The sequence below is a fragment of the Streptomyces pratensis genome, assembly GCF_037137275.1.
Classification (GTDB): domain Bacteria; phylum Actinomycetota; class Actinomycetes; order Streptomycetales; family Streptomycetaceae; genus Streptomyces; species Streptomyces pratensis_B.
The window spans coordinates 1-12,762 of sequence record NZ_JBBBEN010000067.1 but is presented as its reverse complement, the minus strand read 5'-3'; the positions used below and the strand labels follow the sequence as shown (position 1 = coordinate 12,762).

Here is a 12,762-nt window from a genome sequence, read left to right as displayed (position 1 = left end):
CCCGCGCCAGGGGGCGGGCCGGTCAGGCCCCGGCGGCCCGGCCGGTCGTCGCTCCGGCGCCCCGCCCGGCCGGCCCCGGACGGGCCCGCGGCCTGTGCCCCGGTCGGCGGCCGGGCTCAGTCCCGCCCGCTCCTCTGCGCGAGCGGCGGGTCCGCGGGGTGCGGGGCCATCGGCAGCAGCGACGACAACCGCTCCTCGCACAGGGCGACCAGCCGCTCGTAGGCCTCCTGGCCCATCAGCTCGATCAGCTCCGGCCGGTAGGACACGTACACCGGCTCCCCGGCCCCGTGCGCCGAGGTGGCAGAGGTGCACCACCAGTGCAGGTCGTGACCGCCCGGGCCCCAGCCCCTGCGGTCGTACTCCCCGATCGTCACCTGGAGCACCCGGGTGTCGTCGGGCCGGTCGATCCAGTCGTACGTCCGCCGGACCGGCAGCTGCCAGCACACGTCCGGCTTGGTCTCCAGAGGCTCCCTGCCCTCCCGCAGCGCGAGGATGTGCAGCGAGCAGCCCGCCCCGGCGGCGAAGCCCGGCCGGTTCTGGAAGATGCAGGAGCCCTCCCAGCGACGCGTCTGGCGTTCGCCGTCCTCGTCGACGCCGACCCAGCCCGTCTCCGTGCCGACGTCGTGGAACTGCCACAGATCGGGGGTGAGCCGGGCCACGTTGTCCGCGACCCGCTTCTCGTCGTCCTCGTCGGAGAAGTGCGCCCCCAGCGTGCAGCAGCCGTCGTCCGCGCGGCCCGCCTGGATGCCCCGGCAACCGCTTCCGAAGACGCAGGTCCACCGGGACGTCAGCCAGGTCAGGTCGCAGCGGAAGACCTGCTCCTCGTCGGCCGGGTCGGGGAACTCCACCCAGGCCCGCGCGAAATCGATGCCCGTCTCGTCATCCACGCCCGCCGCGGCATCGACGCCCGTCGCGTCGGACAGCTCGGGTGCGGCCGCTCCCGGCGGCTGTTCCGTCCGCTCCGTCTCCTGGTTCTTCTTCTGCTTCTTCGTGGCTTTGCCCGGCTTCGCCTTTTTCGTCTTTGGCACGCGCCCAGAGTAAGACCGACCGGCGCAGTAGCGTTCCGGTATGAGACTCGGAGTCCTCGACGTGGGATCGAACACGGTTCATCTGCTGATGGTGGACGCGCACCCCGGAGCCCGCCCGCTGCCCGCGCACTCCCACAAGGCGGAGCTCCGGCTGGCCGAACTGCTCGACGCGGGCGGCGCCATCGGCCCCCTCGGCGTGGACCGGCTCGTGGCGACGGTCGCCGAAGCGGTCCAGGCCGCCGAGGACAAGGGGTGTGAGGACGTGCTCGCGTTCGCCACCTCGGCCGTAAGGGAGGCCACCAACGCGGACCTGGTGCTGGAGCGCGTACGGGAGGAGACCGGCGTGGACCTCGCCGTCCTCAGCGGGGAGGAGGAGGCCCGGCTGACCTTCCTGGCCGCCCGCCGCTGGTTCGGCTGGTCGGCGGGGAAGCTGCTGGTCCTGGACATCGGCGGCGGCTCCCTGGAGATCGCCTTCGGCATCGACGAGGAGCCGGACACCGCCGTGTCGCTGCCGCTCGGCGCGGGCCGGCTCACCGGGGCCTGGCTGCCGGACGACCCGGCCGGCCCCGAGCAGGTCAGGGCGTTGCGCCGGCATGTGAGGGCGACCATCGCGCGCACGGTGGGCGAGTTCAGCCGGGTCGGCCGCCCGGACCACGTCGTCGCCACCTCCAAGACCTTCAAGCAGCTCGCCAGGATCGCCGGAGCCGCGCGCTCCGCCGAGGGGCTGTACGTCCAGCGCACCCTCAGCCGCAAAGCCCTGGAGGACTGGGTGCCGAAGCTGTCGGCCATGACCGTCGAGGAGCGCGGCCGCCTCCCCGGCGTCTCCCCGGGCCGGGCCGCCCAGCTGCTCGCCGGGGCGCTGGTGGCCGAGGGGGCGATGGACCTGTTCGGCGTCGAGGAGCTGGAGATCTGCCCCTGGGCCCTGCGCGAGGGAGTCATCCTGCGCCGCCTGGACCACCTCCCGGCGGAGCGGGCGGCGCTGCCCGGGTGAGGGCCGGGCCGCACGCCATGGCCCTGATCACTTTCCGCCCCGGGCCTTCGGTGCGGCGCACCACTGCCCGTACGCTGTCCAGGTGGCAGAACCAGTGGTGCGCGTTCCCGATGCGAAGGTCGCCCTGTCGACGGCCTCGGTCTACCCCGAGTCCACCGCGACGGCCTTCGAGATCGCCGCGCGCCTGGGGTACGACGGCGTCGAGGTCATGGTCTGGACCGACCCGGTCAGCCAGGACATCGAGGCCCTGCGCCGGCTCTCCGACTACCACGGGGTCCCGATCCTCGCGGTCCACGCCCCCTGCCTCCTGATCACCCAGCGGGTCTGGTCGACCGATCCGTGGGTCAAGCTCCAGCGGGCCAGGGCCGCCGCGGAGCGGCTCGGGGCCTCCACCGTCGTCGTGCACCCGCCGTTCCGATGGCAGCGCAACTACGCCCGTGACTTCGTGAACGGGATCTGGCGCATGGCCGGGGAGACGGACGTCCGGTTCGCCGTCGAGAACATGTACCCCTGGCGCTACCGCGACCGCGAGATGCTCGCGTACGCCCCCGACTGGGACGTCACCAACGACGACTACCGGCACTTCACGGTCGACCTCTCGCACACCGCGACCGCCCGCACCGACGGGCTGGCCATGGTGGACCGCATGGGCGACCGCCTCGCCCACGTCCACCTCGCCGATGGCAAGGGCTCGGCCAAGGACGAGCACCTGGTGCCCGGCCGGGGGGACCAGCCGTGCGCCCAACTGCTGGAGCGGCTGGCGCGCACGGGGTTCGGCGGACACGTCGTCGTCGAGGTCAACACCCGCCGCGCGATGTCCTCCGCGGAACGCGAGGCCGACCTCGCCGAGGCCCTGGCCTTCACCCGCCTGCACCTCGCCACCGACGCGGCGGCCACCGACCCCGCCCCCGGGGCCGGCCGCCCGTGACGCCGCACCGCCGGCGGGCGCCCGCGCCGACGGGCGTCCCGCGCCCGGCCCTGACACCGGGCCGCCCGTGACCGAGGACACGCCCGCACCGCGGCGCCGGGGCCGCCCCTCCCGCGAGGCGGCGTCCGAGGGGCCCGACGCCCGGACGCGCATCCTGGAGGCGGCCCGTACGGAGTTCGCCGAACGCGGCTACGACAAGACGTCGATCCGGGGCATCGCCAAGGCGGCCGGGGTCGACGCGGCCCTCGTCCACCACTACTACGGCACGAAGGACGAGGTCTTCGCCGCCGCCGTGGAGGTCACCTTCGAACCCGCCCTGGTGATCCCCGCCGTCCTCGCCGGACCGCCCGAGGCCCTGGGAGAGCGGCTGGCGCGCTTCTTCCTCTCCGTGTGGGAGGACCCGGCCACCCGCTCCCCCCTGCTGGCGGTCCTGCGTTCGGCCGTCACCCACGAGGCGGCGGCGAACGTGCTGCGCGACTTCGTCCTGCGCCGGCTGCTGGAGCGGATCGCGGCGGAACTGGACGTGGCGGACCCGACCTTCCGCGCCGAGCTGGCCGCCTCGCACATGATCGGCATCGCCATGCTCCGGTACGTGATCCGGGCGGAGCCGCTCGCCTCCGCGGACCCGGAGGACATCATCGCGATGGTCGCCCCCACGCTCCAGCGTTACGTGGGCGACGGCTGACGGCCGGCGCCGCCCCGCCCGCCGGGGCGGCGGAGAGATCGCCCCCACACCGAGTCGTCCCGTATACCGGACGGCGTGTCCAGATCTTGGATTCAGGGCGTACGCTCGAAGACAGTCTTTCCTGCCCGAATTCGGAAGGCAGTCTTCTCTGCCGAAGGAGCGAGCGACGATGCCGCAGCTGAGGTCCCGCACGGTCACCCACGGACGCAACATGGCGGGCGCGCGCGCCCTTATGCGCGCGTCGGGCGTAGCGAGCGCGGACATCGGCAAGCCGATCGTCGCCGTCGCCAACTCGTTCACCGAGTTCGTCCCCGGCCACACCCACCTGGCGCCGGTCGGCCGGATCGTCTCCGAGGCGATCCAGGCCGCGGGCGCGGTCCCGCGCGAGTTCAACACGATCGCCGTCGACGACGGCATCGCGATGGGCCACGGCGGCATGCTCTACAGCCTGCCCTCCCGGGACCTGATCGCCGACTCCGTCGAGTACATGGTCGAGGCGCACTGCGCGGACGCGCTGATCTGCATCTCCAACTGCGACAAGATCACCCCCGGCATGCTGATGGCGGCCATGCGCCTCAACATCCCGACGGTCTTCGTCTCCGGCGGGCCGATGGAGGCCGGCAAGGCCACCCTGGTCGACGGCACCGTGCGCAAGCTCGACCTGGTCAACGCGATCAGCGACGCCGTCAACGAGGACGTCTCCGACGAGGACATCCTCCGCATCGAGGAGAACGCCTGCCCCACGTGCGGCAGCTGTTCCGGCATGTTCACCGCCAACTCGATGAACTGCCTGACCGAGATCCTCGGCCTCTCCCTCCCCGGCAACGGCTCCGTCCTCGCCACCCACACCGCCCGCAGGGCGCTGTACGAGGAGGCCGGCCGCACGGTCGTCGAGATCACCCGGCGCTACTACGAGCAGGACGACGCGACGGTCCTGCCCCGGTCCATCGGCAGCCGCGCCGCGTTCGACAACGCGATGGCGCTGGACATCGCGATGGGCGGCTCCACCAACACGATCCTGCACCTGCTCGCCGCCGCCCAGGAGGCCGAGCTGGACTACGACCTGGACGACATCGACGAGGTCTCGCGCCGCGTCCCGTGCCTGTCCAAGGTCGCTCCGAACGTCGCCCCCGGCGGTACGTACTACATGGAGGACGTCCACCGGGCCGGCGGCATCCCCGCGATCATCGGCGAGCTGCACCGCGGCGGCCTGCTCGACGAGGACGTCCACTCCGTGCATTCCGCCACCCTCGCCGAGTGGCTGAAGAACTGGGACGTGCGCGGCGGCTCGCCGTCCCCCGAGGCCGTCGAGCTGTGGCACGCCGCCCCCGGCTGCGTCCGCTCCGCGACCGCGTTCTCCCAGTCCGAGCGGTGGGACACCCTCGACCTGGACGCGGCGGGCGGCTGCATCCGCGACGTCGAACACGCCTACTCCAAGGACGGCGGCCTCGCCGTCCTCAAGGGCAACCTGGCCGTGGACGGCTGCGTCGTGAAGACGGCCGGCGTCGACGAGTCCATCTGGACGTTCGAGGGGCCCGCGGTCGTCTGCGAGTCGCAGGAGGAGGCCGTCGACAAGATCCTCCGCAAGGAGATCAAGGAGGGCGACGTCGTCGTCATCCGCTACGAGGGCCCGCGCGGCGGCCCCGGCATGCAGGAGATGCTCTACCCGACGTCGTTCCTCAAGGGCCGGGGCCTGGGCAAGGCCTGCGCCCTGGTCACCGACGGCCGCTTCTCCGGCGGCACGTCGGGCCTCTCGATCGGCCACGCCTCTCCCGAGGCGGCCTCCGGTGGCACGATCGCGCTCGTCGAGGACGGCGACCGCATCCGGATCGACATCCCGAACCGTTCCATCGAACTGCTCGTCTCCGACGCCGAACTGGCCACCCGCCGCGAGGCGCTGAACGGCGTGTACGCCCCCAGGGCCCGCGAGCGCAAGGTCTCGGCCGCCCTGCGCGCGTACGCCGCGATGGCGACGAGCGCGGACCGGGGCGCCGTGCGCGACGTCTCCAAGCTCGGCTGACACCACCCGCGCCTGACGCCCCGGTCGGGGCCGGCGGGCCACCCGGCCCGTCGGCCCCCGGGGGCCGACGGGCCCCGCCCCTCGGCCCCCTGGCTCCGCAGCTCACCAGCTCCCGGGGTCCCGGCCGTCCACGGCGAAGACCGAGCCGTCGGGCGCGCTGCCCACGACCAGGTGTCCGGCCGCCACGGGGGCCGGCAGGTCGGAGGCGTACGTCAGGCGGCCCTCCCGCAGCCGCGCGCGGGTCTGGCCCAGCAGCGCCCCCCGGCTCGTGTCGACGGCCAGGAGCCGCCCGTCCGCCGCGGAGAAGTACAGGCGGCCGCCCTCCCCGAGCACCGGGGCGGAGGCACGCCCGACGCCCGTCTCCAGCCGCCACAACTCGGCTCCCCCGGCCCCCGCGCCCCCACCGCCCGGCGCGGTGTCCACGGCCAGCAGCGAACCGCCCCGGGCCAGCAGATACGCCGCGTCGCCGGCCATGACCACCTGGGGTTCGCTCATCCGGAAGGGCAGCGGCACGACGGTGGAGCGGCGCTCCCCGGGCGCGCAGCGGACGAGCCCGACGATCTCCGAGGCGTCGTTCATCGAGGTCAGGACCAGCTCCCCGACCCCCGCGACGCCGACCGGGGTCAGCATCCCGTCCAGCCGGCGCTGCCACGCCGTCCGTCCGTCCGACGGGTCCACGGCGGTGACCAGGGTGGTCGCGCCAGAAGGCGCGTGCTCGAAGGCGTAGGCGAGCCGGGACTCCGCGTCGTACAGCGCGAAGTCGGGGCGTCCGTGCCCGGGGAGCGGGCGGCCCCAGCGCACCGCGCCGCCCGCGCCGTCCAGCGCCGTCACCTTCCCGCCGTCCGCGACGACCAGCAGGACGTCACCCGCCGGGAACGCGTCGCCCGGCCGCGTCGCGACCCCGCCGGCGCCACGGACCGGAGCGCCCTTCGCCGGGTCGTAGGCGCGCAGCTCCCCGTCCGGCCCGGCGGCGAGCACGACGCCGCCCGACACGATCGGGGCGGGGCCGCTGTCGGGCGGGGCGTCGCGGCCGGACCACAGGACGCGTCCGTTCGCCGGATCGATTCTGGACGTGCCGGACCCGGGCGCCGAGCAGTACAGGGCCGCGCCCGGACCGGCCGAGGCGCAGGCGGGGGTGGCGCTGCCGTCGGCGGGCCGCAGCACGGTGCTCCACGGCGTGAAGGCGTCTTCACCGCCCCTCGCGCTGCCCGGCGCCTTCGTGCCGTCCTCGCCCCACCCCGCGAAGGCCCCCGCCGCCCCGGCCCCCGCCACCAGCAGGAGCAGCGCGGCCGCCACGACGAGCCGCCCGCGCACAGGGCGCCCGCGCCGCGCCCGGCCCGCCTCGCGCACATGCGTGGCGGCCTCCGAGCCGCCCGCGCCCCCCGCCGCCCCGCCACCCGGCCCGGCGTCCTCCGCGGGGGCCGGGCCGGGAGGCACCACGGCCGTCGCCGCCGGCCGCCGTTGCGCGGGCAGGAAGGCCGCGGCCTCGTAGGAGGGCGGCAGCAGCGCGGCCATCACCTCGTCCGGGGTCGGACGGGCGGCCGGGTCCTTCGCCAGGCACCGGCCGACCAGCGGAGCGAGGTCCTGAGGCACCCCGCTCAGGTCCGGCTCGTCGTGCACCACCTGGTACGCCACGATGTACGGGCTGTCCGAGTCGAACGGCCCCCGCCCGGTCGCCGCGTGCACGAGCACCGCGCCCAGTGCGAACACGTCGGCCGCCGGCCCGACGTCCCGGGGCCGTTGGAACTGCTCGGGCGCCATGTAGGGCGGTGAGCCGATCAGCTTGCCCGTCTCGGTGCGCAGATCGCTGTCGTAGGGGCGGGAGATCCCGAAGTCGATGACCTTGGGGCCGGTGTCGGAGAGCAGGACGTTGCTCGGCTTCAGATCGCGATGGACGACCCCGGCCCGATGGATGTCCCGCAACGCCTCGGCCAGCCCGGTGGTCAGCCTGCGCAGCTCGGCGGGGGCCAGCGGGCCGTTCCGCTTCACCTGCGCGGAGAGGGTGGGGCCGGGGACGTACAGGGTGGCCATCCACGGTCGGACGGCGTCGGGGTCGGCGTCGACGACGGGGGCGGTGAACGCCCCGCTCACCCGCCGGGCGGCCGCCACCTCCTGCCGGAACCGGGCCCTGAACTCGGCGTCCGCCGCGTACGGCGCGTGCACCACCTTCACGGCGAGCTGGAGGCCCGAGGCGGAGCGCGCCAGATGGACGACCCCCATGCCCCCGGAGCCGAGACGTGCCTCAAGACGGTAGGCACCCGCGTACTGCGGAAACTCCGCTTCCGGATGTGTTGGGGACCCTGGTATCGGCGGCATCGCCCACCCCCGTGCGTCCGTGCGCCAGCCCGACGCACGGAGCCTAGTCGATGGTGCGTGCCAGGGGCGCGGGGCTTGTTAGCCTGCGCGTCGTACAGCCGTACACATCGTTTTCCGACGGGGGAGGCCCACATGGGCGTAAGCGAGCACACCGGAGACGCGACGGCGGAGGCGACGGCGGGTCCGACGGCCGCGGTGGTCGCCGCGGTGGTGGACGCGGGGGCGGACATCGCCGCCGCCGCGGCCGGCTACCCGACCTACCCGATCGCCCCGGGCTACCAGCTCAACGTCCGCTCCGGGCCCGGCACGCAGTACCGGATCGTCAGGACCCTGCCGTACGGGCAGAAGGTCCCGATCTACTGCCAGAAGCCGGGGGAGCGGGTCACCGGCCCGTACGGCACCTCGAACGTCTGGGACAACATCGCCAACGGCCAGTTCGTCTCGGACGCCTACGTCCGCACCGGCAGTGACGGTTACATCGCTCCGCGCTGCGACTGACCGGTAGACGGCGCGGCCGGGGATAATCGACCTCGTGAGCGAGAACAGCGAAGCCCCCGGCGCCCCCACGGCCCCGGGCCCCCAGCCCGAGCCCATCCGCTTCTTCGGCACCACCTGGGTCGGCCACGACGGCGGCTACGGACTGCGCCGCGTCGGCGTCGCCGTCGGGTCGCTGGCCGCCGCCGTGGCCGCCTGCCTCGTCCTGCGCTTCGCCTACCAGGGGCTGGAGATCGCGGAGGTCGACAGCCTCGTCGGGATGCTGGTGATCGCGATGTTCTCGATCTGCAGCGCCATCGCGTTCCGCAAGACCTGGGAGGGCTTCGGCGCCCGGCCGAAGGACCCGGCGCGTGAGGACGCTCTGCGCGGGCTGAAGTCGATCGGGTTCATCGGCTCGCTGCTCGCCTACTTCGTCCGGTCGCTCATGGAGGCCCCGGGCGAGAAGCTGCGCCGCGCGGAGTACGAGATTGCTCGCGCCCGGTTCGAGAAGCGCCGCTCGGCCCGGACCGGCAACCCGGCGGCCCGCAGGACCGCCGGCCGCAAGCGCCCGAAGCGCGCCTGACCTTCCTGCCGGGCGGCCCCGCCCGGCGCCCCGCCCCGGCCTGAAGCGCCCCACGCCGTCGCCCCGGGGCCACTGTCATGCGCTGCCGTCCGAAGCGCCCCGCCTCGGGGCCGCGGCCGCCGCCGTCCGCCGCCCTGCCCGCGCGCCGCCGCCGTTCATGCCGCCTTGCACCGCCGCGGGCCGCCGCCGTGTGCCGGGCCGCCGTACGCCGCCACGCACACCTCGCGCCGCCGGACCGCCCCGCCCCGCACCGCCGCCGTGCACCGTCGCGCTCCCACCGCAGCCCTCACACGTCACCGACGGACACAGCCCCTCCCACAGCCCCCTGCCCTTGACGCACGGCCCCATCAGGCGAAGAATTCATCGCATGATGAATTACACGCCCGAGCAGGCACCGACCGACCCCCCGGGACACCCGCCCCCCACCCCCGCGATCGACGCCCGCGGCCTCACCGTCGTACGGGGCGACCGCACCGTCCTGCGCGCCCTCGACTTCACCGTCGCCCCCGGCAGCATCACCGGACTCCTCGGCCCCTCCGGCTGCGGCAAGACCACCCTCATGCGCACCGTGGTGGGCACCCAGGCCAGGGCCACCGGCGCACTCGACGTCCTCGGCCGGCCCGCCGGAGACCCCGGACTGCGCACCCGCGTCGGATACGTCACCCAGGCGCCCTCCGTCTACACCGACCTCACCGTCCGGCAGAACCTCGACTACTTCGCCGCCGTCCTGCACCCCGGCCGCGCCCATCGGGAGGCCCGGCGCGACGCCGTCACCCGTGCCGTCCGGGACGTCGACCTCACCAGCCACGCCGACTCCCTGGCCGGAGCGCTCTCCGGCGGTCAGCGCAGCCGCGTCTCCCTGGCCGTCGCGCTGCTCGGCACCCCGGAACTGCTGGTCCTGGACGAACCGACCGTCGGACTCGACCCCGTACTCCGCCGCGACCTGTGGGACCTCTTCCACCGCCTGGCCGCCGAGAGGGGCGTCACTCTCCTCATCTCCTCGCACGTCATGGACGAGGCCGAACGCTGCCACCGCCTGCTCCTCATGCGGGAAGGCCGCATCCTCGCCGAGGACACCCCCGCCGCCCTGCGCCGCCGCACCGGAGCCGACACGGTCGAGGACGCGTTCCTCCACCTGGTCGACGCGGCTGGCACGCCCACCCCGCCCCACACGGAGGAGCCCCCGCGATGACGACCGCCGACCACACCCGCAGCGCTGCCCCGCCTCTCCCCACGGGCGACCGCGTCCCGGTCCGCGCCCTCACCCCCGCCCGTACCGCCGCCACCGCCGGCCGCGTCCTGCGCCAGCTGGCCCACGACCCCCGCACGATCGTCCTGCTGCTGCTCGTCCCGGTCCTGCTGATCACCCTGCTCCGGTACGTCTTCGACGGCAGCCCCGCCACGTTCGACTCCATCGGCGCCTCGCTGCTCGGCATCTTCCCGCTGATCACGATGTTCCTGGTGACCTCGATCGCCACCCTGCGCGAACGCACCTCCGGCACCCTCGAACGCCTGCTCGCCCTACCGCTGGGCAAGGGAGACCTGATCGCGGGCTACGCCCTGGCGTTCGGCGCGGTCGCCGTCGTCCAGTCCGCGCTGGCGACAGCCGTCTCCATCTGGCTGCTGGGCCTGGACGTCACCGGCAACCCGTGGCTGCTGCTGCTGGTAGCCCTGCTCGACGCCCTGCTCGGCACCGCGCTCGGCCTGTTCGTCTCCGCGTTCGCCGCGTCCGAGTTCCAGGCAGTCCAGTTCATGCCGGCGGTGATCTTCCCGCAGATCCTGCTGTGCGGCCTGTTCACCCCGCGCGAGGCGATGCACCCCGTACTGGAAGCGGTCTCCCACGTCCTGCCCATGTCCTACGCCGTCGACGGCATGGACGAGGTCCTCCGCCACACCGCCGTCACGGGTGACTTCGCCCGCGACATCGCCGTCGTCGCGGGGAGCGCGCTGCTGGTCCTGTGCCTGGGCGCGATCACCCTCCGCCGCCGTACGGCCTGAGCCGGGCCGATGCGAGGATGACGCGGAGAAGACGAGACGGCCAGCACCAGAGCACCGCCCGGAGGGTGAACGCATGACCCAGACAGTCGCAGTCCTCGGCACCGGCAAGATCGGCGAGGCCCTTCTCAGCGGCATGATCCGGGCGGGCTGGCGACCGGCCGACCTGCTGGTGACCACCCGCAGCGGCGGCCGGGCCGAGGAACTGCACACGCGGTACGGGGTCGGGTCCGCCACCAACGCGGAGGCGGCCAGGAGCGCCGACGTGCTGATCCTCGCGGTCAAGCCGCAGGACATGGGCAGGCTCCTGGACGAACTCACGCCGCACGTCACCGCCGACCGCCTGGTCATCAGCGCCGCGGCCGGCATCACGACCGCGTTCATCGAGGACCGGCTCACCCCGGGCACCCCGGTCGTCCGGGTCATGCCCAACACTCCCGTCCTGGTCGACGAGGGGATGTCCGTCATCTCGGCGGGCAGCCACGCCACCGGGACCCACCTCGCCACGGCCGAGGAGATCTTCGGCGGCGTCGGCAAGACCCTGCGCGTCCCGGAGTCCCAGCAGGACGCCGCCACGGCCCTCTCCGGCTCGGGCCCCGCCTACTTCTACTTCCTGGTCGAGGCCATGACCGACGCGGGCATCCTGCTCGGCCTGCCCCGTGCCCAGGCCCACGACCTCATCGTCCAGGCCGCCATCGGCGCCGCCGTCATGCTCCGCGACAGCGGCGAGCACCCCGTCAAGCTCCGGGAGGCCGTCACCAGTCCGGCCGGCACCACCATCAGCGCCATCCGCGAACTGGAGAACCACGGCGTGCGGGCGGCCCTCATCGCCGCCCTGGAGGCCGCCCGCGACCGCAGCCGCGAGCTGGCCTCCGGCCAAGGCTGACCCCCCGGCTCCACCGGTGCCACCGGCCTCGCGGCCGGGGCCACCCGTGCGGAGTCACCGCCGTGCAGGACACGGCGGCGGCTTCGCCCCAGCTCCTCCACGCAGAGCCCCGCCACCAGGGCCTCCCCGGCCCCGGCGGGGCTGCTGGTCGGCCGCCGGGCGGTCACCCACAAAGGACCCCGCCCGCCTTGTGCGCACCCGCCGCCCCCACGTCACGGTGGCCCACGACGCGCTGTACCTCCACGGCGACGACATCGGGACATCGACCGGAACCGCGGCGGACATCGACATCTGTCTCCCCTTGGCGCGCAGGGCCCACGGCGGGGAGGCCGCCGCCGCGAGCCCCCGCCGGCCGCGCCTCCGACGCACGTGCCGGGGTACGCGCCAGCGCCCTGGCCCATCCGGACGAAGCGCACACGAGGACGGCACTGGCCGGACGCGCCACATGGCCCCGCGCTCGCTCGCGCGCCGGGCGGGCTTCGGCCGTGAGGTCGCCCCGCCCCGGCACCTCGCGACCCACCTCCCGATCAGCCCCACGACGCCCGCCTGGCCTTCCCATCCTCCGCACCGAGCGGGGGTTGACACGAACCGGGCAGCTCCGTAGTGTGCTCCGAGTTGTCCGACGTGAGCGCCGACCCCGGTCGGTCCCCGGACAGCCATTCCGCAGGAACCACGAGAAGTGAGCGACATCTGTCGTTTCACTCCTCTGTGCGCATTTGCGAAATGAAGAATCCGCGTTCGAAGGAGCGTGACCCGATTAGCGTCGGGGCCCGGGATTCGCTAGAGTCTCACTCGTCGGAACGGCCCAACAGCCGGGAAGACAAATCCCGCTGACTGGGAATCAGGCCCGAAAGGA

11 protein-coding genes are annotated in these 12,762 nt (G+C 74.1%); 9 read left to right on the top strand and 2 right to left on the bottom strand.

Features of this window, described 5'->3' with window-relative positions:
• Nucleotides 1-116: 116 nt before the first annotated feature.
• Nucleotides 117-1,028 (bottom strand): DUF3109 family protein, encoded by a 912-nt coding sequence (locus V9U70_RS06340; RefSeq protein ID WP_336673474.1) that lies wholly within the window; start codon nucleotides 1,026-1,028, stop codon nucleotides 117-119.
• Between the two features lie 40 nt (nucleotides 1,029-1,068).
• Here V9U70_RS06340 and V9U70_RS06335 point away from each other — a divergent pair, with 40 nt between their 5' ends.
• The 4 genes from V9U70_RS06335 to ilvD all read left to right on the top strand — a co-directional run bounded on the left by V9U70_RS06335 (nucleotide 1,069) and on the right by ilvD (nucleotide 5,652).
• The gene (locus V9U70_RS06335; protein ID WP_336673473.1) at nucleotides 1,069-2,019 is read left to right on the top strand and encodes a Ppx/GppA family phosphatase; all 951 of its coding nucleotides are present in this window, start codon (nucleotides 1,069-1,071) and stop codon (nucleotides 2,017-2,019) included.
• A gap of 94 nt (nucleotides 2,020-2,113) precedes the next feature.
• Nucleotides 2,114-2,947 (top strand): sugar phosphate isomerase/epimerase family protein, encoded by an 834-nt coding sequence (locus tag V9U70_RS06330; RefSeq protein ID WP_336673543.1) that lies wholly within the window; start codon nucleotides 2,114-2,116, stop codon nucleotides 2,945-2,947.
• Between the two features lie 67 nt (nucleotides 2,948-3,014).
• Complete coding sequence (locus tag V9U70_RS06325; RefSeq protein WP_336673472.1) at nucleotides 3,015-3,632, top strand: TetR/AcrR family transcriptional regulator; 618 nt, start codon at nucleotides 3,015-3,017, stop codon at nucleotides 3,630-3,632.
• Between the two features lie 169 nt (nucleotides 3,633-3,801).
• Entirely contained in the window at nucleotides 3,802-5,652 is a 1,851-nt protein-coding gene (gene ilvD, locus V9U70_RS06320; RefSeq protein WP_336673471.1) for a dihydroxy-acid dehydratase, read from the top strand.
• Nucleotides 5,653-5,754: 102 nt separating this feature from the next.
• Here the strand turns inward: ilvD and V9U70_RS06315 are convergent, their stop codons facing one another.
• Nucleotides 5,755-7,968, bottom strand: a complete 2,214-nt coding sequence (locus tag V9U70_RS06315) for a protein kinase domain-containing protein (RefSeq protein ID WP_336673470.1) — start codon at nucleotides 7,966-7,968, stop codon at nucleotides 5,755-5,757.
• Between the two features lie 132 nt (nucleotides 7,969-8,100).
• Here V9U70_RS06315 and V9U70_RS06310 point away from each other — a divergent pair, with 132 nt between their 5' ends.
• The 5 genes from V9U70_RS06310 (at nucleotide 8,101) to proC (ending at nucleotide 11,906) form a co-directional block, all read left to right on the top strand.
• Nucleotides 8,101-8,466, top strand: coding sequence for an SH3 domain-containing protein (locus tag V9U70_RS06310; protein WP_336673469.1), 366 nt, complete (start codon nucleotides 8,101-8,103; stop codon nucleotides 8,464-8,466).
• Nucleotides 8,467-8,500: 34 nt separating this feature from the next.
• Nucleotides 8,501-9,025, top strand: coding sequence for a hypothetical protein (locus tag V9U70_RS06305; RefSeq protein WP_336673468.1), 525 nt, complete (start codon nucleotides 8,501-8,503; stop codon nucleotides 9,023-9,025).
• Between the two features lie 367 nt (nucleotides 9,026-9,392).
• Nucleotides 9,393-10,217 (top strand): ABC transporter ATP-binding protein, encoded by an 825-nt coding sequence (locus V9U70_RS06300; protein ID WP_336673467.1) that lies wholly within the window; start codon nucleotides 9,393-9,395, stop codon nucleotides 10,215-10,217.
• A complete protein-coding gene (locus V9U70_RS06295; RefSeq protein ID WP_336673466.1) occupies nucleotides 10,214-11,023 on the top strand; it encodes an ABC transporter permease in 810 nt (269 codons plus the stop codon). Before V9U70_RS06300 ends, V9U70_RS06295 begins: the two co-directional genes overlap by 4 nt.
• A 73-nt stretch (nucleotides 11,024-11,096) precedes the next feature.
• A complete protein-coding gene (gene proC / locus V9U70_RS06290) occupies nucleotides 11,097-11,906 on the top strand; it encodes a pyrroline-5-carboxylate reductase (protein WP_336673465.1) in 810 nt (269 codons plus the stop codon).
• Nucleotides 11,907-12,762: the final 856 nt, after the last annotated feature.

Excerpts from the sequence above, each read along its gene's own strand:
- V9U70_RS06335 (WP_336673473.1), top strand. The coding sequence starts at position 1,069 with ATGAGACTCGGAGTCCTCGACGTGGGATCGAACACGGTTCATCTGCTG.
- ilvD (WP_336673471.1), top strand. The coding sequence starts at position 3,802 with ATGCCGCAGCTGAGGTCCCGCACGGTCACCCACGGACGCAACATGGCG.
- V9U70_RS06315 (WP_336673470.1), bottom strand. The coding sequence starts at position 7,968 with ATGCCGCCGATACCAGGGTCCCCAACACATCCGGAAGCGGAGTTTCCG.
- V9U70_RS06310 (WP_336673469.1), top strand. The coding sequence starts at position 8,101 with ATGGGCGTAAGCGAGCACACCGGAGACGCGACGGCGGAGGCGACGGCG.
- V9U70_RS06300 (WP_336673467.1), top strand. The coding sequence starts at position 9,393 with ATGATGAATTACACGCCCGAGCAGGCACCGACCGACCCCCCGGGACAC.
- V9U70_RS06295 (WP_336673466.1), top strand. The coding sequence starts at position 10,214 with ATGACGACCGCCGACCACACCCGCAGCGCTGCCCCGCCTCTCCCCACG.
- proC (WP_336673465.1), top strand. The coding sequence starts at position 11,097 with ATGACCCAGACAGTCGCAGTCCTCGGCACCGGCAAGATCGGCGAGGCC.